The sequence below is a fragment of the Streptomyces sp. NPDC097619 genome (assembly GCF_040302735.1).
GTDB lineage: Bacteria > Actinomycetota > Actinomycetes > Streptomycetales > Streptomycetaceae > Streptomyces.
The window spans coordinates 1-24,918 of sequence record NZ_JBEOSD010000128.1 but is presented as its reverse complement, the minus strand read 5'-3'; the positions used below and the strand labels follow the sequence as shown (position 1 = coordinate 24,918).

Genomic DNA, 24,918 nt, shown 5'->3' with positions numbered 1-24,918 from the left:
CCGCGGCCGTCCTGCCAGAGCTCCCCGGCCGCCTTGCGGTCGCCCAGCTGCTGTGCGCGCCGGATCCGGAGCGCCCTCAGGCACAGGGCGGGCAGCGGCAGGTAGTCGTCCGAGTCCTCCGTCTTGGTCTCCCGGTGCAGGATCTGCCTGCCCGCCCGTTGGATCTGTCGGCCCACGTACAGCTCGCCGGCCTCGAAGTCGATGGCGTCCCAGGTGAGGCCCAGCACCTCACCGCGGCGCAGGCCGAGGCAGAGCACCAGGACCCAGGCCGCGAACAGGTGGTCGTCCCGGGCCGCGGCATCGGCCAGGAAGCCACCGGCCTCCGAGACGGACCACGGCTTGACGCGCTTCCGCCGGGGCTTGGGCACGGTCACGAGCGAGGCGACGTTCTTCCCGATCTCCTCCTCCTGGACGGCGTGGGTGAGGGCGGCCCGCAGGGCGTCCCTGGCCCCCTGGACGAGCCGCCGGGACGGCACGGACGCGCAGCACTCCCCGGCGGCGCAGCAACGAGGGACCCGCCGACGCCGGTCCTTGCCCTGCGCGCAGCATTGGCAGACCTCCGCGAGCCGGTTCAGCCACGCCCGGACATCGCGGACCGTGAGCTTGTCCAGCCGCTTGGCGCCCAGGTGCGGAGCGATGTACAGCCGGACGTAGCCCTCGTAGGACACGTACGACAGCGGCGCCAGGTTGGGCTTCACGATCTCGGCGAGCCAGTAGCCGAGGAAGGCCGAGAGCGTCGGTGCCGGGTGGCGACGGGCCCCTTCTTCGCTGCCGCGTGCAGGCTGATCCACTTGTCGTGGACCTCTTCCCGGGTCTTGCCGTACACGTACTGCCGCTTGCGCTTGCCGTCCGGCGTGTCCACCCAGGCGTACGCGGCGTACCCGGACTTGTACGGGTAGATGGACCCTTCCCCATTGGGGCGCTTCCCGGTCATGCGGACCATCCCTCGGGGTCGGCCGTCACCCGCGCCACGTAGTCGTCCACCCAGGAGGGCAGGATGCGGCGGTTGCGCCCGACCTTCACCGAGCGGATCTCCCCCTCCAGGATCAGCATCTTGGTCTTGGACAACCCGAACCGGAGCAACACGGCGACCTCTGCCGTGGTGAGCCACTTCGGGCTGATGACGGTCGTGTTCATCGGTCGGTGCCTTCCAGTTCGGCTCGGATCTCGCGGGCGTGTTCGCGGTTGTACTGGAGGTCCCGGCGGACGTTCGAGGCGAGCCAGGATTCGCCGGGGGTGGCGCCGTGGCCCGCGTAGGACCATTGGGCGATCACGAGGAGGGTGGCTTCCGGATTCTCGTCGGGGTCGGGCAGCCCCAGGGCGGCGCGCTGTTGGGCGGCCCGGTAGTCGGCGCGGACCTGCCGTAACGCCCCGAGGGTGGTCGAGTAGGCGCGGGACTTGGTGGAGAAGTGGCCGCGGAAGCCGAGCATGTGGGCCCAGGCCCGCAGGCGCCGGTCCGGGTACGCCCGGTCGAGGTCCATGCAGGCTTCCATCAGGCGCCGAGGGTGTTCGGGGACACCGAGGAGGACCAGGGCTTCCTTGTTGCCCACCGGGTGGTCCACGGTGCCCGTTGTCTCGGCGGCCTTGGTGGCGTACTTGGCGACGTAGGAGGCCACGGCCTGTTCGGTGAGGTCTTCGCCTCGGCCGAAGGCGCCGATGGGCTGAACGTCGAGCTGGTCACCCCAGCGCAGGGTCAGGTCCTGGTCGACGCCATGGTCGGGCCGGGCCGGGACGGTGACGCGGGCGCGGGCCGCGGCGGCCCTGATGGCGTCGGTGAGGAGGCCGAGGGTGGCCCAGGGCGGCGGCGGGGTATGGGGGCCGTCCGGTCCGTCGAAGCGGATCACGGCGTGGAAATGGACCGCCCCACGTTTCTGGTACTCCGCGACCTTTCCGAAGGAGACCTTGGACTGTTCGCGGGCAGCCTTCTGGGTCAGTCCGGCGCGGGCGGCGATCTCTCGGCGGAGATAGATCGTGAAGTAGCGCCACAGCTCGGAGGCGTGGTTGTTCCAGAGGACGGCCGCGGCGTAGTCGTAGCGGTCCGGGTCGAGGGGGGTGCCGAGTTCGGGCGCGTCTTCGGGGTGAAGGGTGCCGCAGCGGCAGGGCCGGGTTCCGGGACGGTTGTGGACGGGACCGAAGGAGGGGGCTGTGAGGGTGGCGAAGACCCGGGGGTGGTCGCGGACGGTGCTGGGGGTGCCCTTGTCGGGTGCGCCGACGAGTCCGGCGCGGATCAGGTGGTACGTGTCGCCCGCGTAGGTCCAGGCGCAGGACGGGCAGCGGGAGGCGCGACGGTTGCCGCACGCGACGCGGAGCACGCCGCCCGGCTCGGAGTCCGTGGTGTAGGCGTGGACGACGGTGCCGGTGCCCGGGTCGAGGAGCTTGGTGCCGCCGGAGAGGCGGACGGGCGCGGTGCATCCGCCCGTGCGGCGGATCTGTTCGTGGAGGCGGTCGAAGCCGGGGGACCCGGCCACCCTGAGCAGGTCGCCCAGGGTGGCCGGGTCCAGGCCCGCCACGGCGGGGGAGTCCGTCACTACCGGTGCCTCCGCTGGGGGGTGCCGTTCGTGTCGAAGGAGGGTCCGGGGATTCCCCGTTCGTTCTGGACCGGCCACGTGGTCTCGACCTCGTTCTTGAGGTTGGAGATCCCCACTACGCCGACACCCCCGCGGTCGTGGTGCGGGTGGACCGGGTGCCGGTGCCGTGGCAGGCCGGGCAGGTGGCGGCGAGCGTGTTCCGTCCCCCGCCGGGGGCGGTGGTGCCGGTGGTGATGTGGACGACGGGGAAGCCGTCGCAGTCGGGGCAGACGCGTCCCCGGGCAAGAGTGTGCTGGGCCATGATGGTGCTTCCTTCCGGATCGTTGGTTCGGGCAGGAGCACGGCGCCGGGACGGCGGACTTCTTGGCGGTTGTTGGCCGTCCCGGTGCCGGTTCAGCGGCGGCGGTTGCGGCGGGGCTTGGAGTAGCCGGGCGGGATCGCGTCGTAGGCGCCGGCCCCGTCGGCGAAGGCGGTCAGGTCCGCGTCGCTGTTCTCGATCTCCCGCTGGATCTTCTTCATCGTCTTGCGGTCGCCGTGGCGCCGGGCATTGGCGTACTCCCGGCCGAGCTCGGTCATCTGCGGGTCGGCCGGGGCGGAGTCGTTCGTCTTGCGGCGGAACAGGCCCATGAGAGTTCCCTTCAGCGGCGGTTGGAGGAGTTCAGGAGCGAGCGGAGAACGACGGCGCAGACCGTGACGGACGCCGCGGTGACGGCGACCGCGAGCAGCAGCGAGACCAGGACGGTGCCGACGACCAGGACCAGTCCCGCGCCCGTGGCGACCAGGGCGACGGCGGTCCCGGGGGTGAGCTGGACCGTGGCCCGGGCGGGGGCGAGCGGGACCGGCGTGCGGGCCGGTGCCGGGACGGGGGCTGGGGCCGTGGGGTGATCGGGGACGGGCTGCTGGAGCGGGACGTAGGTGTCCGGTCGCGGGTACTTGGGGTTGAGCACGGTGTCTCCTCTCATGCCTTGCAGCGGTGTGTCCGGGCGGCGAGTTCGGCGCCCGCGCGGGTGGGGTAGTCGGCGGAGAAGTCGCAGCCGGGAGCGGTGCACACGGCGGTGTGCCGGGTACGGCCGCGGCCGTCGTGGTGGGTTCCGACGTGGACCGGTCCGAAGCGGACGATGTTGTGGAAGCGGTTCGGACGCACAGTTCCCCTTTCGGATCAGGTGAGCTGGACGGCGATGGAGTCGGCCAGAGCGGCGGGTACTCCGAGGCGGCTGCGCAGGGTGGCCGCGTCGATCGCCGTCCCGGTCCGGGCCCGGTGCGAATCCGCGATCTTCCGGGCGTGGTCGAGCAGGGCGGGCGGCACTGATGCCGTGGTCGGGGAGGCCGGGGGCCGGAAGGGCGGGGTCGGGGGTTCCGCTTCGGGTTCCTTCCGGGTGGGGGCCGGGGTCAACTCGGGGACCGGGTCCGGGGCTCGTTCGACCGTGAGGTTCACCTCCGGTTCGGGTGCTGGATCCGGTTCGGCCGGTACGTCGGGTGTGGGGTCCGGCGTCTGCGAGTGCGCCAGGAGCGTGCCGCCGAGGAAGGCGATGGCAGGCCATCCGGCAACGAGGATCCGCAGCCACGGCGGGACCGAGTCCATGTCCAGGAGCCCGGCGGTGGCGACATTGGCACCCAGTGAGGCCACGAGGGCGATGGCGAACCACAGCCAGGCGTCCCGGTTGCCCGCGTCGGTACGCATCCGGCGCCAGGCCGCGACAAGCAGCAGGTCCACGCTGACCGGGTAGGCCCACGCCTTCCAGCCGGTCTGTCCGGCCGCTTCGGCCAAGTCGTGGAGGTGGGCGAAGGAGAGGGCTCCGGCGATGACGGCCTGTACGAGCACGGCGTCCAGGCGGACGGAGCGGGACACGGGGTCACCTTCCTTTCGGGCATGGGTCGGGTAGGGACCTGGCGTGATGCGGTCACGCCGACCGAAGGGGGAGGAGCGTCACTCCGTGGCGGGGACCGGCGTCACCACCGGCGGGCTCCCGGCCGTGTGGACCGGGACGGCGGGCCGGTACGGCGCCAGGGCCGGGATGTGCGGGGTGAGATCCGCGTACCGGGCACAGATCGCCGCGGCCTTCGAAGCACTGAGGGCGGGGGTGCGGATGCGGGACCAGCCGCCGGAGGAGTCTCCGGCCACCGCGACGCCGGGCCGGTCAGCCGGGATCGTCGTCACGGCCGAGACCGCATCGGGGGCGATGTCGCCCAGGCCCATGTCCGCTGTCTGCTTGTCGTTGACGCGGTGCACCACCCGCCCGGTGAGCTGGGCCCGGAGCGTGGTGGCGCCCTTGCCCAGGTCGGAGCCGAAGCGCTGCCCGCAGACCTCCAGGTAGATCCCGGCGGCACGGGCCATCTGACCGAGCCGGATCATCTGCGTGACCATCCGGTCCCGACGCTCCTCGTCCTTCCTGCTCGCGATGAGGAACAGCTCCGCGACCTCGTCCACCAGGACCACGACCGGGACGGGGCGGACCCGTTCGGGCAGGGTCCACACGTCCGCGGCTCCATGCTCGCTGAGGAGGTCGAAGCGGTCTTCCATCTCGCCCACCAGGGCGTCCAGGAGCCCGGACGCCTCGGCGGGTGTGACCGCGAGGGCGGAGAGCCGGGGTGCGTAACCACGCTGCTCCACACCGCGCTTGCAGTCGATACCGACCAGCGCGACCGGGAGCCGGGCGAGTCCGGCGATCAGGTTCCGCTGGTACATCGACTTGCCCGACTGGTTGGCGCCGAGCGTCAGCGCGTGAGGCACCTTGAGGTAGTCCCGGACGTAGGCGGTGCCGTCCTCGCGGAGCGCGACCGGGACTCTGAGCAGCCCTTCAGGGGCCCGGTGGGGCAGCTTCACCCGGCGTAATACGTCGTAACCGGTCATCCGCAGTTCCACGAACCCGGGCTTGATCTCGACGACGTTGATCGAGTGGACGCCCCAGGCGTGCCGGAGCCGTTCGGAGGCGGCGGCCACGTCGGCGGGCTCCAACCCCGCCGGGAGACGCAGGGTGACCCGCATCCCGGTCGATGAGCCCCGCACCCGACGGATCTTCGGCGGGACCGGCTGCACGTCGTTGCGACGGGCGACGGTGCGGACCACGAACGACCGAAACCGCGACGGCTGTACCGTCAGCCCGCACACGTCCATGGTGGAGTGGTAGGTCATCGCGAGCCGTGCCTGTGCGATCGGGAGCCCGACCAGGGTCCAGAAGACCCGTGGGGCCCGGTACTTCGCGATGCCGAGGCCACCGGCCCCGGCGAGGGGGAGGCCGACCTCCCATAACGTCGACGGGTCCGTCATGGTCAGACCCCGACCGGCGTCACGGCGACGGCGCGGAAGGAGATCCCGTGCCGGGTCTGGCCGTTGAACGTGTTCTCCCAGTCCCGAGCCTTCAGCCCGATCACCGAGACCGGGGTACCCGGCATCAGGCCCTCCGGGAGGCCGGTCTCCGGAACGGTCACCTGGTAGAGGTTTCCCTCCCCCTCGTCCGAGATCAGCAGCCCCACGGTCGACAGGCCCGCACCGGTCTCCCGGTCCATAGCACGTTCACCGGTCTGCTTGCTCACGAGCTTGGGAACGGGGGCCGTGGCCACGAACACCACCGCGGTCGACGTGTCCACCTTGAACGACGGCATCACTACCTCCAGCGTTGTCGGAGCAGCCCAAAGAAGGGCCTCAACTACTCGCTGTCCTAGGACTGCGAGCGCTTGAGTAGATAGTGCAGCGCAGTCCTAGGACTGTCAACAGTCCTAGGACTGTGTTTGACTTGAGGCCGACAAGAGAGGTCGAGATGGCGCCGAAGTGGAGAGAGCTGGCCGACAAGCTGGCTGACCGGATCAGGAAGGGCGAGTACGCCCCGGGTGAGCGCTTGCCGCACATCAGGGATCTGGTCGAGGCCGGTGAAGGCTCCAAGGCCACCGTGAACGCCGCCTACAAGGCGCTCGAAACGGAAGGGCTGGTCACCTCGTCTCGCGGCCACGGCACCGTCGTTCGGGAGCAGGTCCCGCTGAAGCGCCTCGGCATCGCCCGCTACGACAAGGCCAAGTGGCGCGACGGAGACGAAGTCGCCTTCATCGCGGACCGCGTGGCCTCAGGGCGGGCGTACCGCCGCAACGAGCAGACCCAGTCGGTGAGCCTTGTCGAAGCGCCGCCAGAGGCCGCAGCAGCACACGGACTCCCCGCCGGCGCCCAGCTCTATGCCCGAGCTCGGCTCGTCAAGGAAGGCGATCAGCCGACCCACACGCTGACGAGCTACTACCGTCCGGAGCACGTCGAGGGCACCCGCTTGGTCGACCCGACGCCGGGTCCCGCAGGCCGCGGCGGTGGCTTCCGGGTGCTGTACGACGCGGGCTACGAGATCGACCACATGAAGGAGCGGATCTTCGCCCGCGTTCCCACGGCCGACGAGGTGAAGCTCCTGCAGCTTCCTCCGGGCGAACCGGTGGTCGAGCTGCACCGAACGACCCGCACCGCCGACGGCACCGTGGTCGAATTCGCCCTCGGGGTGCACGCGGCCTCGCGCTTCTCCTGGGAGTACGACTTCCAGGTGCCCGACTCGGCGAAGGACAGGGAAGGCCAGGAGTGACCTCGACACAGGACTGGGCTGACACCCAGCTCATCTGGGACTACCACCAGATGGGCCATGCCCCGCAGCCCTGTTCGGTGGTGATCGGTCTCGGGAGTCACGACTTGGGCGTGGCCGACGCGGCAGTCCACCTCTACAAGCGCGGCATGGCCCCCTTGATTGTCTTCACCGGAGCCAGCAGCCCGACCACGCGCGAACGAATGCCTCGGGGCGAGGCCGTCCACTACCGCGAGAGGGCCTTGGAGCTGGGCGTCCCCGGCCCGGTAGTCCTGGTGGAGACCCGGGCCCGGAACACGGGTGAGAACATCCGCTTCTCGCGGGAGCTTCTGGAGGACGCGGGCGTCGAGGTGTCCTCCGTCCTCCTGGTCAGCAAGCCCTACGAGGAGCGCCGCGCCTACGCCACGGCCCGGAAGCTGTGGCCCGACATCGAGATCGTCAGCGCGTCCAGCCCGATGACCTTGCCGGAGTACGTCGACTCGATCGGGGATGCCCGCCTGGTCATCGACATGCTCGTGGGCGCCTTGCAGCGGCTCCTGGTCTACCCCGATCAGGGCTTCATGATCAGCCAGCAGGTCCCTGCCCCGGTCACGGCGGCCTACGAGCGGCTGCGCCACCGAGGCTTCACCAGTCGGCTCGTCCGGGAGACGCCCCATCAGCCGGGTGCCCATCCTGGGCGGTGACGGGCGACGCCGCGGCGACCTGTTACAGGTTTCCCTACCTCATCAAGGGCGCTTCCGCCGCCCAAGGCGGCGTCGCGCGCCCGTCGCCCCGGGCCTGCGCTCCTGTCTGCGCCCCGCTCCAGCCCGGGGCGCCGGCCGCGCGCCAATTGGCTGAGGGGCTTGATGGAGGACGCCGCTCCGATCGGCTGGCCGACGGTCAAGACAGATGCCTCCGGCGGGGGCGCTCCGGCTCCGGGATGCCGGGGGCCCGTCGTGCGTCCGCGGGCCGGTTCGTGGTGAGGGTGGGGGCTGTCATCCCGTCTGCCGTCGACCCAGGCAAGCCATAGCAGACCAGGCTTCTGGGGCCCAGGTCGTTCGTCCAGCGGGGCGCTCCACCTGGGCCCCAGAAGCCTGCCCCGCTATCACTCCGTGTGGGTCGACGGCAGACGGGATGACAGCGGTGCGAGGTGACGGTGTCCTCCGGGCAGTATCTGGCTCAGCTATCTCCACCGTCTTCGAACAAACCAAGTTGGGCATCAGGTTGCCGGTTAATGCGCCCAGGTCGCTGGATCAGATACTCGATCGGCCCCAATGTCTCGACCACCCTGGCGTTATAAAGCCAATTCAGCGTTCCTTCGCGCTCCAGGTTGCCGCTTACCCGGATCACCAAGTCCTCGTCGTGAGCGCGAACGGCCTCGTGATAATCATCCTCTTCGGCTAGACGGACGCGGACTTTCTTAGGCTGGCTACCGGAAAGTGACTCAACCCCAAACACTCCTGGGCTTCCCGCGACTTTTTTGGCGAGTAGGTGCACTCGCCCGGAAATTACCGCCATTTCGGCAGGCCCGTGCTCAACGAGGGCATTTGCCGCCTTTTCCAGGATGGGTGCGTCGCTCCCCTTGAGGTCAAAACGAACCGAAGACCTCAGGCCTGGAGTGGGTAGCGCCGGGTTTAGGTCGATAGAGATGTCTGCGCCGTCGGAGTTTGCTGCCATTCCCATCAAGGCTGTAGCCATCTCGTAGGAAACCCCGTTGTGGACACCCTGTTCGAAACCGGCCATGGAGTTGTGGCCGCGATAGTGCTCAACCGCTTCTACGGTTGCCTCCACTGCCTTCATCACAGCTAGGCTGACCTGCCGCGACTGTGCAACGTTGGAACCCACGAGGTCGGGCGACGACTTTATGCCGCCGTGAATTGGGACGGCGGAATCGGCCTGAGCGTATGCGGTTACGATGTAGCTACCGGGGGCCGTTTGCCCCATCAAGATGGAGTCGAGATATCTATTGGCGAACTGGCCGAATTTGTTGCTGTAGTGCCGAATGGGCGCCACGTAGGATTTTGCTCCAGCGAGAAGCGTGCGTCGCGCCGAAGAGATGAGCTGCTCACCCGCCCGCCAGGCGATGAGTCCACTCGGGGCAGATGATTCCTTTCGGAATTTAAACTCGTCGGCGATGTTGGTGGCAAGGCGGGGTGAGATGGTTCGAATCCATAGATCCCTATCCTCGGAGAGTTGCCGAAGTGCGGCATCCATGAGAAACGAAAATTCTGGGGCTTCGCCATCCAGTGGCAGTAGAAGAGTTTCTGCGGCTCTTGCATTTTGTGGCGGAGCGTACCTTCCGTAGGATCCGTCTCTTCCGCCGACAAATTTCCAGCCGACCTCTTCGAGGAGGAGGGCGAGCTTGTTTGGATCTACGTGCTCGGGAATGAATACGTCGTCATGAACATTCATTGAGTGATTCACCCCGATCCAGCTTGTCGAGAATGTTGGTGAGCGCGTTGGCGTCGAAGATATTAGCCGTTGGGATCTTGACAGTCGGGCTCTCGACGCCCTCTTTGGCTGTCTGCCCCTCAAGTGAGACCCAGTAACAGCAGTGACTGACTTCGAGCCGATCGTGGTGCGCTGTGGTCCAGTCAGCCTGCCTGACCGAGGTCGCCATGACGATCAGGATCGCCTTTGGGTCCTTGCGCTTGAGTGCCAGCCGGTCGAAGTACTCACGCTTCTTCAACTGGTAGCCGAAGGTGCTCTTCTCCGGGTCAGGACGGAGTGTCGTCGTGTTCTTCAACTGCGCGAACACACTGACCTCCTGCTTGCCGACATGTTCGGGAGGACGCACAAGCAACGCATCCATACCATAGATGTCGCGTCTGACAGACTCCATGGCGCAGCCGGCAGTGGCCGCTACAGCCGCGACATAGCCCTCTTGGAGCTGCTCCATGCAAGCGGTGAAGGTGTCGTCGTTCACCGCCTCGATACGACCCACGCGCTCTAGCCCTCCCCGCTGGCGTGCCTCGCGGCGCTCCGCTCCTTGCCAGGAGGCTAGATCAACAGATCAGGTAAAGATGCCCATAGTGAAAAATCAGTTGCTGCACGTGACATCGGGCCCCCACGGCTTGATCCTGGGCTAGCGGCGCCGCGTTGGGCCGAGTGGGTGCCCATACAGCAGCCGCGTACCGCAACCACAGCAACCCGCGCTGACCCGTGGCAGGCTTCAGCGGCCGGGAAGCGGCCGGAATGACCGGCGCTGACCGGTCTCTGTAGAGCTACGGATCAGAAGGTTGCAGGTTCGAATCCTGCCGAGTGCACAGCAAAGAAGGCCCCGGACGAGAGTCCGGGGCCTTCTTCGTGAGTCAGGGCCTGTGGACGCGGGAGGCCGGTCACCGAGAGCACCAGGGAGTAGAGCGAGGTGGTGGCGGTGATGAAGAGGCGGTTGTTCTTCGGGCCGCCGAAGGCGATGTTCGAGACGGGCTCCGGGACGCGGATGCGGCCGATGAGGGTGCCGTCGGGGGCGTAGCAGTGGACGCCCCCTTCCATCGCGGCCACCCACAGGCGGCCGGCGTCGTCGAAGCGGATGTTGTCGAAGGCGCTGCGGCCGTCCGCGGGGGCTTCGACGAAGACGCGGTCCCCGCTGAGCTCGCCGTCCGGGCCGACCTCGAAGGCGCGGATGTGGCCGGCGCGGGTGTCCGAGACGTAGAGGCGGCGCTCGTCGGGGGAGAAGACCAGGCCGTTCGGGCCCGCGAAGCCGTCGGCGGCGAGGGTGACCCGGCCGGTGGCGGGGTCGACGCGGTAGACGTGGCAGCCGCCGATCTCCGGCTCGGCGCGGTGGCCCTCGTAGTCGCTGGTGATGCCGAAGTCGGGGTCGGAGAACCAGATGGAGCCGTCGGAGCGGACCACCGCGTCGTTCGGGCTGTTGAGGCGCCGGCCCTCGAAGCGGTCGGCGAGGACGGTGAGGGAGCCGTCCGGTTCGGTGCGCGTCACCCGGCGGTTGCCCTGCTCGCAGGTGATCAGGCGGCCCTCGCGGTCCAGGGTGTTGCCGTTGCTGTGTCCGGCGGGGGAGCGGAAGGTGCTCACCGCGCCGGTGGCCTCGTCCCAGCGGAGCATGCGGTCGGCGGGGATGTCGCTCCAGATCAGCTGGCCCCAGGCCGGGAGGTAGAGGGGGCCCTCGGCCCAGCGGCAGTCCCCGTGGAGGCGCTCCAGGCGCATGTCGCCGTTGGCGCAGCGTCCGGTGCGGAAGCGGTCGTCCAGGATCTCGTACAGGTGCGGGTCGGCGATGGCGGACATGGAACCCCCTGAAGCGCTGTGGACCGAATGGAGTTCGGTTTCTTCTTCACCTTGCAGGATGGGATACGGTCTCCGCAAGGATCTTCGAGAAGGGGTGCGGGACGTGGACGAGACCGACCGGGCGCTGCTGGCCCTGCTCCAGGAGGACGCCGGTCAGGCGTACGCGGCCCTCGGGCGGGCGGTGGGCCTCTCCGCGGGGGCGGCCCACGAGCGGGTGCGGAAGCTGCGGGAACGCGGGGTGATCCGCCGGACCACGGTGGACGTGGATCCGGCGGCGCTCGGGCGCGGGGTACTGGCCTTCGTGATGGTGGACTCCTCGGTCTGGATGGGGGATTCGGGCGCGGCCTTCGAGGCGATCCCCGAGATCCAGGAGGCGCACGTCATCGCCGGATCGGCCGCCGTGCTCGTGAAGGTCCGCTCGGCCACCACCGAAGGGCTCCAGGACGTGCTGCGGCGGTTGTACGCGATCGAGGGCGTGAGCGGGACGCAGGCCACGGTGGTGCTGGAGACCTTCTTCGAACGTCCGGTGCCCCCGCGGCTCTGAGGCCGTGGGGCCGGTGCCCGGGCCCGGGAGGGGTACCGGCCGTCGCGGGCGGGGCCCGGTGCGATCCGGCCGGATCAGGCGGGGGTGTCGGGGCCGGGACCTACGGTGGGCGCATGTGGCGTTGCACGGGTGTGAGCTGGAGCGGTTCGGTACCGGCGCTGGGCTGGTACGGGGGCCCGGGGCGCGGCGAGCGCCGCAGCCCGCTGCCCGGTGGGCTGGCCCTCGCCTTCGCCGCCGAGGGGGAGCGGCGGTGCCTGGGCGTGCGGCGGGGCGGGCGGCACACGCCGTGTCCGACGGCCGCCGAGGTCGCGGCGCGGGCGGGCTCGGCGCAGTGCGCGGAATGCGCGCGGCTCGACCGGTCCTTCTCCGTGGCCGCGGACACCAACGCGGCCGACCCGCGGACCTACCGGGTGTACCTGGCGTGGTTCGGGCCGGGGATGGTCAAGGTCGGGATCACCGCCGAGGAGCGGGGGCCGGCCCGGCTCCGGGAGCAGGGCGCGGTGGCCTACGGCTGGCTGGGTCGGGGACCGCTGATGGCGGCGCGGCGCACCGAGGAGCTGCTGCGGGCGGCGCTGGGCGTGCCGGACCGGATCCCGTACGCCCACAAGAGGGCCGTGCGGGCGGTGCTGCCGCCATGGCCGGAGCGGGCCGCCGAGGTGCTGGAGTTGCACGCGCGGTCCCTGGCGCTGCCCGGCTGGGCCGAGTCGCTGGAGCCGTTGCCGGGAGAGGCGGTGGACCACTCCGCCCTGTTCGGGCTGGACCGGCTGCCGGTGCCGCGGGCGGTCGCGGAGGGGTTGACCGGCGGGGCCGTGATCCGGGGGGAGCTGGCCGGAGTGGCCGGGCCGGACCTGCACTTCGCGGATGGACTGGTGGTGGACGCGCGACGGCTGGCCGGCTGGGTGCTGGTCGCGGCCCCTCCGGCGGCGGCGACCACGGTGTCGATGTCGCCGGTGCCGGGCCCGCCGGGTGGTCGACGGGAGGCCCAGGAGGGGCTGTTCTGAGCGGGGCGGGCGCTCTGACCGTACGGAGGAGGGCCGCCCGCCCGGCGGGGGACGGGGGCCGGGAGCGGTCCGGGCGAAGGTCAAATCTTGGATCCCTTCCGGCGGACGGGCCGGTTCCCCGTGGACAGCGGGCGAGGGCCCGGCGGAGGGTGGGGCCATGAGCAACCGCCCCCTTCCCGCCTTCGAACCGCCCTATGTGATGGCGGTCTTCACCTCCGTCCGCGGCCCCGCCGCCGAGGGCGCCGCGTACGCGGAGACCTCCCGCCGCATGACCGAACGGGTCGCCGCGGTCCCCGGCTACCTGGGGCACGAGAACGCCGCCACCCCCGGCGGGGTGTCCATCACCGTGGCCTACTTCCGGGACGAGTCGGCCCTCGCCGCCTGGCGGTCCGACCTGGAGCACCGTGAGGCGCAGCGGCAGGGCCGCGCCGAGTGGTACGACAGCTACACCCTGCACATCGGCACGGTCGAGCGGAGCCACGGCTTTGTGCGCCAGGACTGAGCACCCCGACCACGGCACCGGATCCGACCACGACCCGGAGCCCCGCCACGAGCCGGCACCGGATGCCCCCGCCGAGGGGGACGGGCCGGACTCGGCGGCGGGGACGGAACGGACCGTCCGGGCCGTCCGGGAGTTCACCCGGGCCCTCGGGCTCCCCGGACTGGTCGACGTGCACACGCACTTCATGCCCCGGCGGGTCCTCGACAAGGTGTGGGAGTACTTCGACTCCGCCGGCCCGCTGACCGGGACGGCCTGGCCCATCACCTACCGGCGGGCCGAGGAGGAACGGGTCGAGCTGCTGCGCCGGTTCGGGGTCCGGGCCTTCACCGCCATGCTCTACCCGCACAAGCCCGCCATGGCCGCCTGGCTGAACTCCTGGTCCGCCGGGTTCGCCGACCGCACCCCCGACTGCCTGCACACCGCCACCTTCTTCCCGGAGGAGGACGCGGTCCGCTACGTCCGGGCGGCCGTCGAGGGCGGGGCGCGGGTCTTCAAGGCGCACGTGCAGGTGGGCGGGTACGACCCCGGGGACCCGCTCCTCGACCCGGTCTGGGGGTTGCTCGCCGAGGCGGGACTGCCCACGGTGATCCACTGCGGCTCGGGCCCCGCGCCCGGGAAGCACACCGGCCCCGGTCCGATCGCCTCCCTGCTGGCCCGGCATCCGGGGCTTCCGCTGGTCATCGCCCACATGGGGATGCCCGAGTACCGGGAGTTCCTGGACCTCGCCGAGCGGCATCCACGGGTGCGGCTCGACACCACCATGGCCTTCACCGCCTTCGCCGAGCGGCTCGCGTCCTTCCCGGCCGCCGAACGCCCCCGGCTCGCCGCGCTCGGCGACCGGATCCTGCTCGGCACGGACTTCCCCAACGTCCCGTACGGCTACGAGGAGCAGCTGCACGCCCTGGCGCGCCTGGAGCTGGGCGAGGAGTGGCTGCGGGCGGTCTGCCACGACAACGGGGCCCGGCTCTTCGGGCTGCCCACCGCCTGACCGGCCGCTCCGAGCCGGGCCAAGGCCCTGGCCGGCACCCCGTCGGGTGGGCGTACCCCCGTCCCGTGGGCGGCCGGGCCGTTTCTCAGGCAATTCACAGACAAGCGCAAGACGGATCTCAGCGGGCCCGCCCAGCGTGGTGCCATGACCGCGACGACCGCTTCCACGCATACGACGACCAGCGCGCCGACCGCCCTCGTCCGGCCCGATGGCGGGCCCTGCCGGGTGCTCGTCGTGGACGACGAGAACGCGCTCTCCGAACTGCTCTCCATGGCCCTGCGCTACGAGGGCTGCGAGGTGCGCAGCGCCGGGGACGGGGCCGGGGCGATCCGTGCCGCCCGCGCGTTCCGGCCCGACGCCGTGATCCTGGACATCATGCTCCCGGACATGGACGGGCTGTCGGTGCTGGGCCGGATCCGCCGGGAACTCCCGTACGTGCCCGTGCTGTTCCTCACCGCCAAGGACTCCGTGGAGGACCGCATCGCGGGCCTCACCGCCGGCGGGGACGACTACGTCACCAAGCCCTTCAGCCTGGAGGAGGTCGTGGCCCGGCTCCGCGGGCTGATCCGCCGCTCCGGGGCCGCTGCCGCCGCCCGCGGGGACTCCGTCCTGGTGGTCGGGGACCTCACCCTGGACGAGGACAGCCACGAGGTCACCCGGGGCGGTCAGGAGATCCACCTGACCGCCACCGAGTTCGAGCTGCTGCGGTACCTCATGCGCAACCCCCGCCGGGTCCTCAGCAAGGCCCAGATCCTGGACCGCGTCTGGTCCTACGACTTCGGGGGCCAGGCCAACGTGGTCGAGCTGTACATCTCCTACCTGCGGCGCAAGCTCGAATCCGGGCCGGGCCGCAGCCCGATGATCCACACCCGCCGCGGGGCGGGCTACCTCATCAAGCCGGGGGAGTAGCCGGTGCGGTTCCGGGTCCGCAGACCGTGGTCCCTGCGGACCCGGCTGGTGGTGTCGGCGGTGGCGCTGATCGCCGTGGTCGGCGCCTCGATCGGGACGGTCACCGCCCTCGCCCTGCGCAGCTACCTCGTGAGCCGGTTGGACGAGCAGCTGGTCGCGGCGGTGGAGATGGCCTCCCGGGGGCCCGGGGCGCGGGGCGGGAAGCCCGGCACGCCCGAGGCCCTCGGTTTCGTGATCACCCCCGGTTCCCCGCTCGGCACCGTCGGACTGCGGCTGGACCCGGAGGGAGAGGTCACGGCCGGGGCCCGCAGCGTGCCCACCGACGGGCCCGACTTCGGACACCGCACCCCGCTCACCGCCGCCCAGCAGGAGGTGCTGAGCCGGGCCGCCGCGCAGCACCGGGGCGGCGTGGACGAGGTGGAACTCCCGGAGCTGGGCCGGTACCGGGTGCTGACCGCCCCCGACGGCAGCTATCTCATCGGTTTCCCCCTGGAGGGGGTCAGTTCGACGGTCAGCACGCTGATCCTGGTCGAGGTGTGCGTCACCGCGGCCGGGCTGATCGCCGCGGGACTGGCCGGGCAGGCCCTGGTCTCGGTGGCCCTGCGGCCGCTGCGCCGGGTCGCGGCCACCGCCACCCGGGTCTCCGAGCTCCCCCTGCACAGCGGGGACGTGGCGCTCAAGGACCTCGAAGCGGAACGGGTCCCCGAAGCGGAGGCGGACCCTCGGACCGAGGTGGGGCAGGTCGGGGCCGCCCTCAACCGCATGCTGGGCCACGTGGGTTCGGCCCTCGCCGCCCGTCAGGAGAGCGAGATGCGGGTCCGTCGCTTCGTCGCCGACGCCAGCCACGAACTCCGCACCCCCCTGGCCTCCATCCGCGGCTACGCCGAGCTGACCCGACGCGGCCGGGAGGAGACCGGCCCCGACACCCGGCACGCCCTCGGTCGCATCGAGTCCGAGGCCACCCGGATGACCGGACTGGTCGAGGACCTGCTGCTGCTGGCCCGCCTCGACGCGGGCCGCCCGCTCTGCCGGATTCCCACCGACCCGGTCCCCCTGCTCGTGGACGCCGTCAGCGACGCCCGCGCGGCAGGCCCCACCCACCACTGGCGCCTCGAACTCCCCGAGGAATCCCCGCTGGTCACCGCAGACCAGGCCAGGCTCCAACAGGTGCTCGTGAACCTGCTCGCCAACGCCCGCACCCACACCCCGCCCCGCACCACGGTCACCGTCCGTGTTTCACGTGAAACCATGCGTGTTTCACGTGAAACAACCGCCGACCCCACGGCCGGCCCCGATGCTTCCGCCGGCCGGGCCCCCCTGTCCGGCCCGGACGCGTCCACCGGCCCGATCCCGGCGGTGCGCATCGACATCGAGGACGACGGGCCCGGCATCCCCTCCGAACTGCTCCCCCACGTCTTCGAGCGCTTCGCCCGCGGGGACGCCTCCCGCTCCCGCCAGGCCGGCTCCACCGGCCTCGGCCTGGCCATCGTCCAGGCCGTGATCACCGCCCACGAGGGCCGCATCCTGCTCGACAGCGCTCCGGGCCGGACCCGCTTCTCCGTACTCCTGCCCGCCGTCGGCCACGATCCGGACACCCCGCCCTCGGACCCCGGCACCGGCTCACAGCACGAGCACAGGCACGCCACACAGCCGTGACAGCACCCCCGCCGAAGGTCGTCCCATGCCCACCGACACCTTCCCCGGGGCCCTTCCGGCCCGGCTGCCCCTGGCGGCCCCCGCGCACGGTACGTCCGGTGAACACGGCGAGCCCGTCCTGGACGTCGTCATCCCGGTCCACAACGAGGAGAAGGACCTGGAGCCCTGCGTCCGCAGACTGCACGAGCACCTCGGCCGCACCTTCCCCTACAGCTTCCGGATCACCGTCGCCGACAACGCCAGCACCGACAGCACCCCCGAGGTCGCTGCCGGACTCGTCGCCGACCTCCCCGGCGTCCGCGTCCACCGGCTGGAGCTCAAGGGCCGCGGCCGGGCCCTGCGGACCGTGTGGTCGGCCTCCCGCTCCCCCGTCCTCGCCTACATGGACGTGGACCTCTCCACCGACCTCAACGCCCTGCTGCCGCTGGTCGCCCCGCTCATCTCGGGCCACTCCGACCTCGCCATCGGTACCCGCCTGGCGCCCTCCGCCCGCGTGGTCCGCGGCCCCAAGCGCGAGTTCATCTCCCGCGCCTACAACCTGATCCTGCGTTCCTCCCTCGCCGCCCGCTTCAGCGACGCCCAGTGCGGGTTCAAGGCCATCCGCCGCGAGGTCGCCGAGCGGCTGCTGCCCCTGGTCGAGGACACCGGCTGGTTCTTCGACACCGAAATGCTCGTCCTCGCCGAACGCGCCGGACTCCGCATCCACGAGGTGCCCGTGGACTGGGTGGACGACCCGCACTCCAGCGTCCACCTCGTCCGCACCGCCACCGAGGACCTCAAAGGGGTCTGGCGCGTGGGCCGGGCCCTGGCCACCGGCGGCCTTCCCCTGGACCGCCTGGCCCGGCCCTTCGGGGACGACCCCCGCGACCGGGCCCTCACCGGGGTTCCCGGCGGACTGGCCCGCCAGCTCCTCGGCTTCTGCGCCGTCGGGATCCTCTCCACCCTCTGCTACCTGGCCCTCTACTCCCTCTTCCGGCTCGGCACCGGCCCACAGATCGCGAACGCCGCCGCGCTGCTGCTCTCCGCCCTCGCCAACACCGCCGCCAACCGCCGCCTCACCTTCGGGGTCCGCGGTCGCGAACGGGCCCTGCGCCACCAGGCCCAGGGACTCCTGGTCTTCGCCATCGGCCTGACCCTCACCAGCGGTTCCCTGGCGGCCCTCGACGCCGCCGCCGTCCCCGCCGCCCACAGCACCGAGCTGGCCGTGCTCATCACCGCCAACCTCGCCGCGACCGTGCTGCGGTTCCTGCTCTTCCGCGCCTGGGTCTTCCCGACCACCACCCGCCCGACCGAGACCGAGGACCACCGATGACCACGGCCGTACCCGTCACCGCCCCCGCCGTCCCGCCGCCCCTCGCCGATCCGGCCCGGCCCGGCCGGCAGCGTGCGGCCCTGGCCGCCCTCCTGATCGGCACGGCCCTGCTCTACCTCTGGAACCTGAGCGCCTCCGGCTACGCCAACTCCTTCTACTCCGCCGCCGCGCAGGCCGGCTCGGAGAGCTGGAAGGCCTTCTTCTTCGGCTCCTCGGACGCCGGGAACTCCATCACCGTGGACAAACCCCCGGCCGCCCTGTGGCCGATGGCCCTCTCCGTCCGGCTCTTCGGGCTGGGGTCCTGGCAGATCCTGGTCCCGCAGGTGCTGATGGGCGTGGGCACCACGGCCGTGCTCTTCGCCGCCGTCCGACGCCAGTTCGGCGCGGCCGCCGGGCTGCTCGCCGGTGCGGTGTTCGCCCTCACCCCCGTGGCCGCCCTGATGTTCCGCTTCAACAACCCGGACGCCCTGCTGACCCTGCTGCTCACGGTGGCCGTGTACTGCGTGCTGCGGGCCCTGGAGGCCGGCCGGACCGGCTGGCTGGTGGCCGCGGGTGCCGCCGTGGGCCTGGCCTTCCTCACCAAGACCCTGCAGGCCTTCCTCGTGCTGCCGCCACTCACCCTGGTGTACGCGGTGTGCGCGCCGGTCCGGCTGCGCCGCAGGCTCGGTCAACTGCTCCTGTCGGGGCTGGCCATGGTGGTCGCGGGCGGCTGGTGGGTGGCCGTGGTGGAGCTCTGGCCCGACGCCTCCCGGCCCTACATCGGAGGCTCGCAGAACAACTCCTTCCTGGAGCTGACCCTCGGCTACAACGGGCTCGGCCGGATCAACGGTGAGGAGATCGGGAGCGTGGGCGGCGGGGCCCGTCCCACCACCGGGGACGCGGCCGGTGCCGCGGAGGCGTTCCGGCCGGGTGGCGGCGGTGGCGGGGGCTGGGGCGAGACCGGCATCGACCGGCTCTTCTCCGGCAACATCGGCGGTCAGATCGCCTGGCTGCTGCCCGCCGCCCTGATCCTGCTCGTCGCGGGCCTGGTGGTGACCCGCCGGGCCGGTCGGGCCACCGGGGCCCTGGACTCCGTGGCCCGGGCGGCCTTCCTGGCCTGGGGCGGCTGCCTGCTGGTCACCCTGGCGGTGTTCAGCTTCATGCAGGGCATCTTCCACGAGTACTACACCGTCGCCCTCGCCCCCTACCTGGCCGCTCTGGTGGCCATGGGGGCCGCCGTCCTCTGGGAGGAGCGCGGCACCCGCGCGGCGCGGGCGGCCCTGGCGGGCACGGTGGCGGTGACGGCCCTCTGGTCGTACGTCCTGCTCGGCCGCGCCGAGGGCTACCTGCCCTGGCTGCGCTGGGCGGTCCTGGTGGTGGGCCTGGCCGCGGCCGCCGGGCTGCTGGTGCGACGGGCCGCGCTGTGGGCGGCGGGGCTCGGCCTCGCGGCCTCCCTCGCGGGCCCGCTGGCCTACTCGCTGACCACGGTCTCGGAGGGGCACACCGGCTCCATCGTCACGGCGGGCCCGGCCGTCGCCGGCGGCGGCGGACCCGGCGGTCGCGGCTTCCGCCCGCCGGGCGGCGGCCAAGGCGGCTTCCCGGGCGGCTTCCCCGGTCGAAACGCCCCGGGAGCGGGTAACCCGGGCACCGGCACCGGCCAGGGCACCGGCAACGGCAACGACCAGGGCCTCCCGGCCATGCCCCCGGACGGCTTCACCGGGGGACCGGGCACCTTCCCCGGCGGCGGCACCCCGGACGGCACGGGCGCCGGCACCGGCAACCGCGGCCGGGGGGACGGTCGTGGCGGACAGGGCACCGGCGGCCCCGGCGGACTGCTCGGCGGCACCACCGTCGGCACCGCGGTCCGCACGGCGCTGAGCGCCGACGCCGACCGCTACACCTGGGTGGCCGCGACCACGGGGGCCCAGAACGCGGCCGGTTACCAACTGGCCACCGGCCGGGCCGTGATGCCGATCGGCGGCTTCAACGGCAGCGACCCCTCCCCGACCCTGGAGCGGTTCAAGGAGTACGTGGCCCAGGGCCGCATCCACTACTACATCGGCGGCGCCTCCGAAGGCGGCGGCATGCGCGGGGGCGGCGGACCCGGCGGGTCCGTCAGTACGGTCATCTCCACCTGGGTCACCGAGAACTTCACGGCCCGCACCGTGGACGGCACCACCCTCTACGACCTGACGGATCCGAAGTCCTGAACGGTCCCGTGGAGCGGGGGCACCCTCTAGCATCAAGAGGGCGGACCGGGCATTCCGGGCCGTCGCGCGGATGACGTCCCGCCGGATGACAGAGGGTGCCTCATGGTGACTGCGGCCGACCCCGCCAGGACCGACGGCGCCGCGCGCACCAGCGTGTGGCTCGCCGACCGGGGGCGCGGGGGCAGACGCCGCAGCGAGCAGCCCGCGGGCCTCGACCGGGGGAAGATCACCACGGCCAGCGTCCGGCTCCTCGACGCCGAGGGACTGGCCGGCTTCTCCATGCGGCGTCTGGCCGCCGGGCTCGGGGTCACCGCGATGTCCCTGTACTGGTACGTGGACACCAAGGACGACCTGCTCGAACTCGCCCTGGACGCCGCCTTCGGAGAGACCCCGCTCCCCACGGCCGTCGACCCCCGACCGGCCGGTCCGGAAGCGCCGGGCCCGCACGCTCCCGCCCCCGGCACCACCCCGGACGGCCCCACGGACGGCCCGGCGGCCTGGACCGCCGGGCTGCGCGAGCTGGCCCGCGGCTACCGCGGCCTCCTGGAGGCCCACCCCTGGGTCCCGCCGCTCGCCGCCGTCTACCCCAACATCGGCCCGCACGCCCGGGCCTTCGACGCCACCCTCCAGCGCCTGTTGGGGGCCACCGGCCTGCCCGCGGCCGGGCGGGCCGGGGCCCACCTGGCCGTCTCGCAGTTCCTGCACGGCTGCGGGGCCCTGCGCCGGGCCCCCGAGGGGGACTTCCGCTTCGCCCTGGACGTCCTCGTCGCGGGGCTGGAAGCCCAGGCCGGCCGGGCCGGCCGGCGCACCTGAGCGGCTCCGACCGGCGGGGCCGGTGCTACGCCGGGCTCTCCGACGCGGCCATCGGCTCCGTGGTCGACACCTTCGACTTCAGGGCGACTTCCTTGATGAACAGCACGACCAGCAGGGCCGCCAGCGCCGTCGGCGCCGCGTAGAGGAACACGTCCCCGACCGCGTGGCCGTACGCCGACTCGATCACCTCGCGGAAGGGCACGGGCAGCTTGTCCAGGTCGGGGATGCCCCCGCCGCCGGTGCCGCCGTGGCCCAGGGCCGCGGCCTTCGGGCCCAGCGCCGCCAGGCCGTCCTTGACGTACCCGGTGACCTGGTGCGCCATCAGCGCGCCGAGCGCGGAGACGCCCATCGCGCCGCCGAGGGAGCGGAAGAAGGTGACCACGGAGCTGGCCGCGCCGAGGTCCTCGGGCGCCACCTGGTTCTGCGTGGCCAGGACCAGGTTCTGCATCATCATGCCCAGCCCGAGGCCGGTCAGGGCCATGAACACGGCGATGTGCCAGTACGGGGTGTCGTGGCGGAGCCCGCTCAGCAGGCCCATGCCCGCGGTCAGGAGCACGCCGCCCGCCAGCAGCCAGCGCTTCCAGCGGCCGGTCTTGGTGATGACCTGCCCGGAGACGGTGGAGGAGACGAAGAGCCCGCCGATCATCGGGATGGTGAGCACGCCCGACATGGTCGGGGACTCGTTGCGCGCCAGTTGGAAGTACTGGCTGAAGAAGACCGTGCCGGAGAACATCGCGACGCCCACGAACAGCGAGGCCACCGAGGCCAGGGTGATGGTGGGGTTGCGGAACAACCGCAGCGGGATGATCGGGTCGCTCGCCCGGGACTCGACGAACACGAAGAGCAGGCCGAGCAGGACCGCGCCGCCCGTCATCGCCCAGGTCTGCCACGAGATCCAGTCGTACGAGTCACCGGCCTGCGTGACCCAGATGAGCAGCAGCGAGACGGCCGCGCTGATCAGGAAGGCACCCGTCCAGTCCACCTTCACGTCCCGCTTCACCACGGGCAGGTTCAGGGTCCGCTGGAGGACGACCAGGGCGATCACCGCGAAGGGCACGCCCACGTAGAAGCACCAGCGCCAGCCCAGCCAGTCGGTGTCGGTGATGACGCCGCCCAGCAGCGGACCGCCGACGGTGGCGACGGCGAAGACCGCGCCCAGGTAACCGCTGTACCGACCGCGCTCGCGCGGGGAGATCATGGCGGCCATCACGATCTGCGCCAGGGCCGAGAGTCCGCCGACGCCGATGCCCTGCACCACGCGGCAGGCGATGAGCATGCCGGTGTTCTGGGACAGGCCCGCGACCACCGAGCCCAGCACGTAGATCACCAGGGATATCTGGACCAGCAGCTTCTTGCTGAAGAGGTCGGCCAGCTTGCCCCAGAGCGGCGTCGCCGCCGTCATCGAGAGCAGGGCGGCGGTGACCACCCAGGTGTAGGAGGACTGGGTGCCCCCGAGGTCGGTGATGATCTGCGGCAGCGCGTTGGAGACGATCGTGGACGACAGGATCGCCACGAACATGCCGAGCATCAGCCCGGAGAGCGCTTCCATGATCTGCCGGTGTGTCATGGGGGTGCCGTCGGACGTGGTGTCCGGCCGGCTCTCCCCCCGTACGCCGGTGGGCGTGGTCGTCGCCATGTGTTTCCTTAGGTTCAGAAGCTCGAACGGAGCCGGGTCAGCAAGGTGTTGAGGGTGCCGATGTCCTCGGTGGGCCAGTCGACGAGGGCCGTCCGCAGGGCGGCCGAGTAGCGCGAGCCCAGCTCGTCGAGGAGCTCGCGCCCGGCCGGGGTGATCCGGAGGATGCGGCAGCGCCCGTCCCGCGGGTCGGGCAGCCGCTCGGTCCAGCCGTGCGCCACCACGTGCGCCACGTGTCTGCTGGTCACGGAGAGGTCCACGCCGAGCAGCTCGGAGAGCGGGCTCAGCCGCATGTCCCCGTACCGCCCCAGCAGGCTGAGGACGGCGGCGGGGCCCGCCGGGCAGGTCTGCGGCAGCGAGCGGGAGAGTTCACGCTTGACCATCCCGACGGCGGCCAGCCGTCCGGCCAGCTCCGCGTACGGATCGTCGTGAGCCCCGTGATCGCTGTGATCACCGTGGGGGCCCTCCAGGGCCGTGCCGGCCGTCCTCGCGGTCCGCGCGGCTGCGGTCATGGCGGCCCTCCCCCAGCTCGTTGCTTAGAGCAACCATAGAAGCGGTTGGTTGCTACAGGCAAACGAAAAAGGGCATCCCGGCGGTAAAGGAAACGGAAAAGAAGGAGGGGCCCGCTCCGGTCGGGGCCGGATCCGGGGTTGGGCGCGGCGCGACCGTTCGCTAGGGTCCCGTGCATGGCACACAACACCCCGGGCCCCGAGGGCAACTACGACCCCGCGGGCAGCACCCAGATGTTCCGCGCCTTCGTCGACGAGGGCGAGACCCGTCGTCCGGAGGTGCAGCGCGCCGCCGGCCCGCGCGTGGGCCTGATCGTCGGCGTGGTCGCGGCCGTGGTCGTGCTCGCCGCCGTGGCCTGGCTCGCCCTGGCCTGATCCGCATCCGGCGTCGGCCCTGGGGTCACTTCCAGTCGGCGGTGACCTCGCGGGTCTCGACGCGCATGCCGAGCGGCACCCGCCACGCCTCCACGCAGACCCGGTAGGTCTCCGTCACCCGGGCCCCGGCCCGGATCGGTGCGGGCAGGTCGGCGGTCGAGGTGATGGTCGCCCAGTCCACGCCGAGGGCCCCGATGATGTGCGTGCCGAAGGTGACGCTGCCCGAACGGACCGCGGTGCCGCCCGCGTTGCGGAAGGGCACGGAGACGTCCTCGCACCAGCGACGGTCCGTGGCGGTGCGTTCGTGGGCGCCCAGTCGGAGATCGGCCGGGCTCGGTTTCGGAGTCGGTCGCGGGGTGGGGGTGCCCCCACCGCTGCCGCCCGAGGAGGACCCGCCGGTCCCGCCGCCCGCGCCGCCGGACCCCGATCCGCCCGTGCTCCCGGTGCCGCCCGAGGACCCGCCGCTACCGGAGCCCCCGGTGGCCGTACCGCCCGAGGCGGTGCCCCCGGACGCCGTCCCACCGGCTGCCGCACCACCCGTGGACGATCCGCCGGCCGCCGAGCCCCCGGCCGCGGACCCACCTGTCGCCGATCCGCCCACGGACGAGCCGCCGACCGAGCCTCCGGCGGCGGACCCGCCTGCCGCCGATCCGCCGGCCGCGGACGTGCCCACGGACGTGCCCGCAGAAGTCCCGCCGGTCCCGCCGGTCCCTGCGCCACCCGTCGTCCCACCGGTCGCGCCGCCCGTCACGCTGCCCGGGGCCTGCCCGGTCGGCGCTCCGCTCCGCGGGCCGCCCGGTGTCGTGGCTCCGGGGAGCGGTTGGAGTTCGACCCCTGATTCCGGCGGGACGAGGTCGCCCGCCGCGCGGTCGCGCCCCGGTCCGGCGGCGCCCACGGCCGCGTAGCCGGGGTCGCCGCCCTCCCCGCAGCCGGTCAGGAGGACCGGGCCGAGGACGAGCGCGGCCGTGGCGGCGTACAGGGTTCCCCTTCGCATCGCGCCAGTGTTGCTGACGGCCCGTCAAAGAGGAACCCGTAGGACCGATCCGGGCCCCTGAGGGTGAGCGGTCAGTCGCCGATCAGGCCCTGCCGGAGCTGGGCCAGGGTGCGGGTCAGCAGTCGGGAGACGTGCATCTGGGAGATGCCGACCTCCTCGCCGATCTGCGACTGCGTCATGTTGGCGAAGAACCG

The 24,918-nt window shown here is 71.9% G+C and carries 28 protein-coding genes and 1 pseudogene; 12 read left to right on the top strand and 17 right to left on the bottom strand.

Features of this window, described 5'->3' with window-relative positions:
- The 10 genes and pseudogenes from ABTZ17_RS27755 to ABTZ17_RS27710 all read right to left on the bottom strand — a co-directional run.
- Positions 1 to 943 (bottom strand): annotated as a pseudogene (locus ABTZ17_RS27755) (site-specific integrase); the annotation flags it as partial.
- Positions 931 to 1,137, bottom strand: coding sequence for an excisionase family DNA-binding protein (locus ABTZ17_RS27750; RefSeq protein ID WP_352198470.1), 207 nt, complete (start codon positions 1,135 to 1,137; stop codon positions 931 to 933). The pseudogene ABTZ17_RS27755 and the gene ABTZ17_RS27750, both read right to left, overlap by 13 nt.
- Positions 1,134 to 2,528 (bottom strand): replication initiator protein RepSA, encoded by a 1,395-nt coding sequence (gene repSA / locus ABTZ17_RS27745; protein WP_352198469.1) that lies wholly within the window; start codon positions 2,526 to 2,528, stop codon positions 1,134 to 1,136. The genes ABTZ17_RS27750 and repSA overlap by 4 nt, the downstream gene beginning before the upstream one ends.
- Positions 2,529 to 2,643: 115 nt before the next feature.
- Entirely contained in the window at positions 2,644 to 2,829 is a 186-nt protein-coding gene (locus ABTZ17_RS27740; RefSeq protein WP_352198468.1) for a hypothetical protein, read from the bottom strand.
- A gap of 92 nt (positions 2,830 to 2,921) precedes the next feature.
- Positions 2,922 to 3,155 carry a hypothetical protein gene (locus ABTZ17_RS27735; RefSeq protein ID WP_352198467.1) on the bottom strand — a complete coding sequence of 78 codons (234 nt, stop codon included), beginning with the start codon at positions 3,153 to 3,155 and terminating at the stop codon, positions 2,922 to 2,924.
- An 11-nt stretch (positions 3,156 to 3,166) separates the two neighbouring features.
- Positions 3,167 to 3,475 (bottom strand): SpdD-like protein, encoded by a 309-nt coding sequence (locus ABTZ17_RS27730; RefSeq protein ID WP_352198466.1) that lies wholly within the window; start codon positions 3,473 to 3,475, stop codon positions 3,167 to 3,169.
- Between the two features lie 11 nt (positions 3,476 to 3,486).
- Positions 3,487 to 3,672 (bottom strand): mobile element transfer protein, encoded by a 186-nt coding sequence (locus ABTZ17_RS27725; protein WP_352198465.1) that lies wholly within the window; start codon positions 3,670 to 3,672, stop codon positions 3,487 to 3,489.
- 15 nt (positions 3,673 to 3,687) lie between these two features.
- Positions 3,688 to 4,377, bottom strand: coding sequence for a DUF2637 domain-containing protein (locus ABTZ17_RS27720; RefSeq protein ID WP_352198464.1), 690 nt, complete (start codon positions 4,375 to 4,377; stop codon positions 3,688 to 3,690).
- 78 nt (positions 4,378 to 4,455) lie between these two features.
- Positions 4,456 to 5,796, bottom strand: coding sequence for an FtsK/SpoIIIE domain-containing protein (locus ABTZ17_RS27715; protein ID WP_352198463.1), 1,341 nt, complete (start codon positions 5,794 to 5,796; stop codon positions 4,456 to 4,458).
- Between the two features lie 2 nt (positions 5,797 to 5,798).
- A complete protein-coding gene (locus tag ABTZ17_RS27710; protein WP_352198462.1) occupies positions 5,799 to 6,131 on the bottom strand; it encodes an SCO3933 family regulatory protein in 333 nt (110 codons plus the stop codon).
- A 155-nt stretch (positions 6,132 to 6,286) separates the two neighbouring features.
- Here ABTZ17_RS27710 and ABTZ17_RS27705 point away from each other — a divergent pair, with 155 nt between their 5' ends.
- Positions 6,287 to 7,081 carry a GntR family transcriptional regulator gene (locus tag ABTZ17_RS27705; RefSeq protein WP_352198461.1) on the top strand — a complete coding sequence of 265 codons (795 nt, stop codon included), beginning with the start codon at positions 6,287 to 6,289 and terminating at the stop codon, positions 7,079 to 7,081.
- Positions 7,078 to 7,761 carry a YdcF family protein gene (locus ABTZ17_RS27700; protein WP_352198460.1) on the top strand — a complete coding sequence of 228 codons (684 nt, stop codon included), beginning with the start codon at positions 7,078 to 7,080 and terminating at the stop codon, positions 7,759 to 7,761. The genes ABTZ17_RS27705 and ABTZ17_RS27700 overlap by 4 nt, the downstream gene beginning before the upstream one ends.
- A 475-nt stretch (positions 7,762 to 8,236) precedes the next feature.
- Here the strand turns inward: ABTZ17_RS27700 and ABTZ17_RS27695 are convergent, their stop codons facing one another.
- The 3 genes from ABTZ17_RS27695 to ABTZ17_RS27685 all read right to left on the bottom strand — a co-directional run bounded on the left by ABTZ17_RS27695 (position 8,237) and on the right by ABTZ17_RS27685 (position 11,299).
- Positions 8,237 to 9,469 carry a hypothetical protein gene (locus ABTZ17_RS27695; RefSeq protein WP_352198459.1) on the bottom strand — a complete coding sequence of 411 codons (1,233 nt, stop codon included), beginning with the start codon at positions 9,467 to 9,469 and terminating at the stop codon, positions 8,237 to 8,239.
- Complete coding sequence (locus ABTZ17_RS27690; protein ID WP_352198458.1) at positions 9,456 to 10,001, bottom strand: DUF4365 domain-containing protein; 546 nt, start codon at positions 9,999 to 10,001, stop codon at positions 9,456 to 9,458. The genes ABTZ17_RS27695 and ABTZ17_RS27690 overlap by 14 nt, the downstream gene beginning before the upstream one ends.
- 287 nt (positions 10,002 to 10,288) lie before the next feature.
- Positions 10,289 to 11,299 carry an SMP-30/gluconolactonase/LRE family protein gene (locus ABTZ17_RS27685; protein WP_352198457.1) on the bottom strand — a complete coding sequence of 337 codons (1,011 nt, stop codon included), beginning with the start codon at positions 11,297 to 11,299 and terminating at the stop codon, positions 10,289 to 10,291.
- 103 nt (positions 11,300 to 11,402) lie between these two features.
- Between ABTZ17_RS27685 and ABTZ17_RS27680 the strand changes: the two genes are divergently transcribed.
- The 9 genes from ABTZ17_RS27680 to ABTZ17_RS27640 all read left to right on the top strand — a co-directional run bounded on the left by ABTZ17_RS27680 (position 11,403) and on the right by ABTZ17_RS27640 (position 21,213).
- Positions 11,403 to 11,843: an Lrp/AsnC family transcriptional regulator gene (locus ABTZ17_RS27680; RefSeq protein ID WP_352198473.1), complete on the top strand. Its 441-nt coding sequence runs from the start codon at positions 11,403 to 11,405 to the stop codon at positions 11,841 to 11,843.
- Positions 11,844 to 11,956: 113 nt separating this feature from the next.
- Positions 11,957 to 12,844, top strand: a complete 888-nt coding sequence (locus ABTZ17_RS27675) for a DUF2797 domain-containing protein (protein WP_352198456.1) — start codon at positions 11,957 to 11,959, stop codon at positions 12,842 to 12,844.
- Positions 12,845 to 13,001: 157 nt separating this feature from the next.
- Positions 13,002 to 13,346 (top strand): antibiotic biosynthesis monooxygenase family protein, encoded by a 345-nt coding sequence (locus ABTZ17_RS27670; protein ID WP_352198455.1) that lies wholly within the window; start codon positions 13,002 to 13,004, stop codon positions 13,344 to 13,346.
- A complete protein-coding gene (locus tag ABTZ17_RS27665) occupies positions 13,330 to 14,334 on the top strand; it encodes an amidohydrolase family protein (RefSeq protein WP_502994870.1) in 1,005 nt (334 codons plus the stop codon). The genes ABTZ17_RS27670 and ABTZ17_RS27665 overlap by 17 nt, the downstream gene beginning before the upstream one ends.
- Positions 14,335 to 14,478: 144 nt before the next feature.
- Positions 14,479 to 15,243, top strand: a complete 765-nt coding sequence (locus tag ABTZ17_RS27660) for a response regulator transcription factor (protein WP_352198454.1) — start codon at positions 14,479 to 14,481, stop codon at positions 15,241 to 15,243.
- 3 nt (positions 15,244 to 15,246) lie between these two features.
- Positions 15,247 to 16,899 carry a sensor histidine kinase gene (locus ABTZ17_RS27655; protein ID WP_352198453.1) on the top strand — a complete coding sequence of 551 codons (1,653 nt, stop codon included), beginning with the start codon at positions 15,247 to 15,249 and terminating at the stop codon, positions 16,897 to 16,899.
- A 25-nt stretch (positions 16,900 to 16,924) separates the two neighbouring features.
- The gene (locus ABTZ17_RS27650; protein ID WP_352198452.1) at positions 16,925 to 18,211 is read left to right on the top strand and encodes a bifunctional glycosyltransferase family 2/GtrA family protein; all 1,287 of its coding nucleotides are present in this window, start codon (positions 16,925 to 16,927) and stop codon (positions 18,209 to 18,211) included.
- Complete coding sequence (locus ABTZ17_RS27645; protein ID WP_352198451.1) at positions 18,208 to 20,400, top strand: ArnT family glycosyltransferase; 2,193 nt, start codon at positions 18,208 to 18,210, stop codon at positions 20,398 to 20,400. Before ABTZ17_RS27650 ends, ABTZ17_RS27645 begins: the two co-directional genes overlap by 4 nt.
- A 102-nt stretch (positions 20,401 to 20,502) precedes the next feature.
- Positions 20,503 to 21,213, top strand: a complete 711-nt coding sequence (locus tag ABTZ17_RS27640) for a TetR/AcrR family transcriptional regulator (protein WP_352198450.1) — start codon at positions 20,503 to 20,505, stop codon at positions 21,211 to 21,213.
- Positions 21,214 to 21,238: 25 nt separating this feature from the next.
- Here the strand turns inward: ABTZ17_RS27640 and ABTZ17_RS27635 are convergent, their stop codons facing one another.
- Positions 21,239 to 22,849 (bottom strand): MDR family MFS transporter, encoded by a 1,611-nt coding sequence (locus ABTZ17_RS27635; RefSeq protein WP_352198449.1) that lies wholly within the window; start codon positions 22,847 to 22,849, stop codon positions 21,239 to 21,241.
- Positions 22,850 to 22,863: 14 nt separating this feature from the next.
- On the bottom strand, positions 22,864 to 23,358 hold the full coding sequence (locus ABTZ17_RS27630; RefSeq protein WP_352198448.1) for a MarR family winged helix-turn-helix transcriptional regulator: 495 nt from the start codon (positions 23,356 to 23,358) through the stop codon (positions 22,864 to 22,866).
- Positions 23,359 to 23,532: 174 nt separating this feature from the next.
- Here ABTZ17_RS27630 and ABTZ17_RS27625 point away from each other — a divergent pair, with 174 nt between their 5' ends.
- On the top strand, positions 23,533 to 23,730 hold the full coding sequence (locus tag ABTZ17_RS27625) for a hypothetical protein (RefSeq protein ID WP_352198447.1): 198 nt from the start codon (positions 23,533 to 23,535) through the stop codon (positions 23,728 to 23,730).
- 25 nt (positions 23,731 to 23,755) lie between these two features.
- On the opposite strand, the gene ABTZ17_RS27620 is transcribed toward ABTZ17_RS27625, so the two are convergent.
- Positions 23,756 to 23,992, bottom strand: a complete 237-nt coding sequence (locus ABTZ17_RS27620) for a hypothetical protein (RefSeq protein WP_352198446.1) — start codon at positions 23,990 to 23,992, stop codon at positions 23,756 to 23,758.
- Between the two features lie 803 nt (positions 23,993 to 24,795).
- Positions 24,796 to 24,918 (bottom strand): sigma factor-like helix-turn-helix DNA-binding protein (locus tag ABTZ17_RS27615; protein WP_352198471.1); only part of this gene is annotated, 123 nt, incomplete at its 5' end.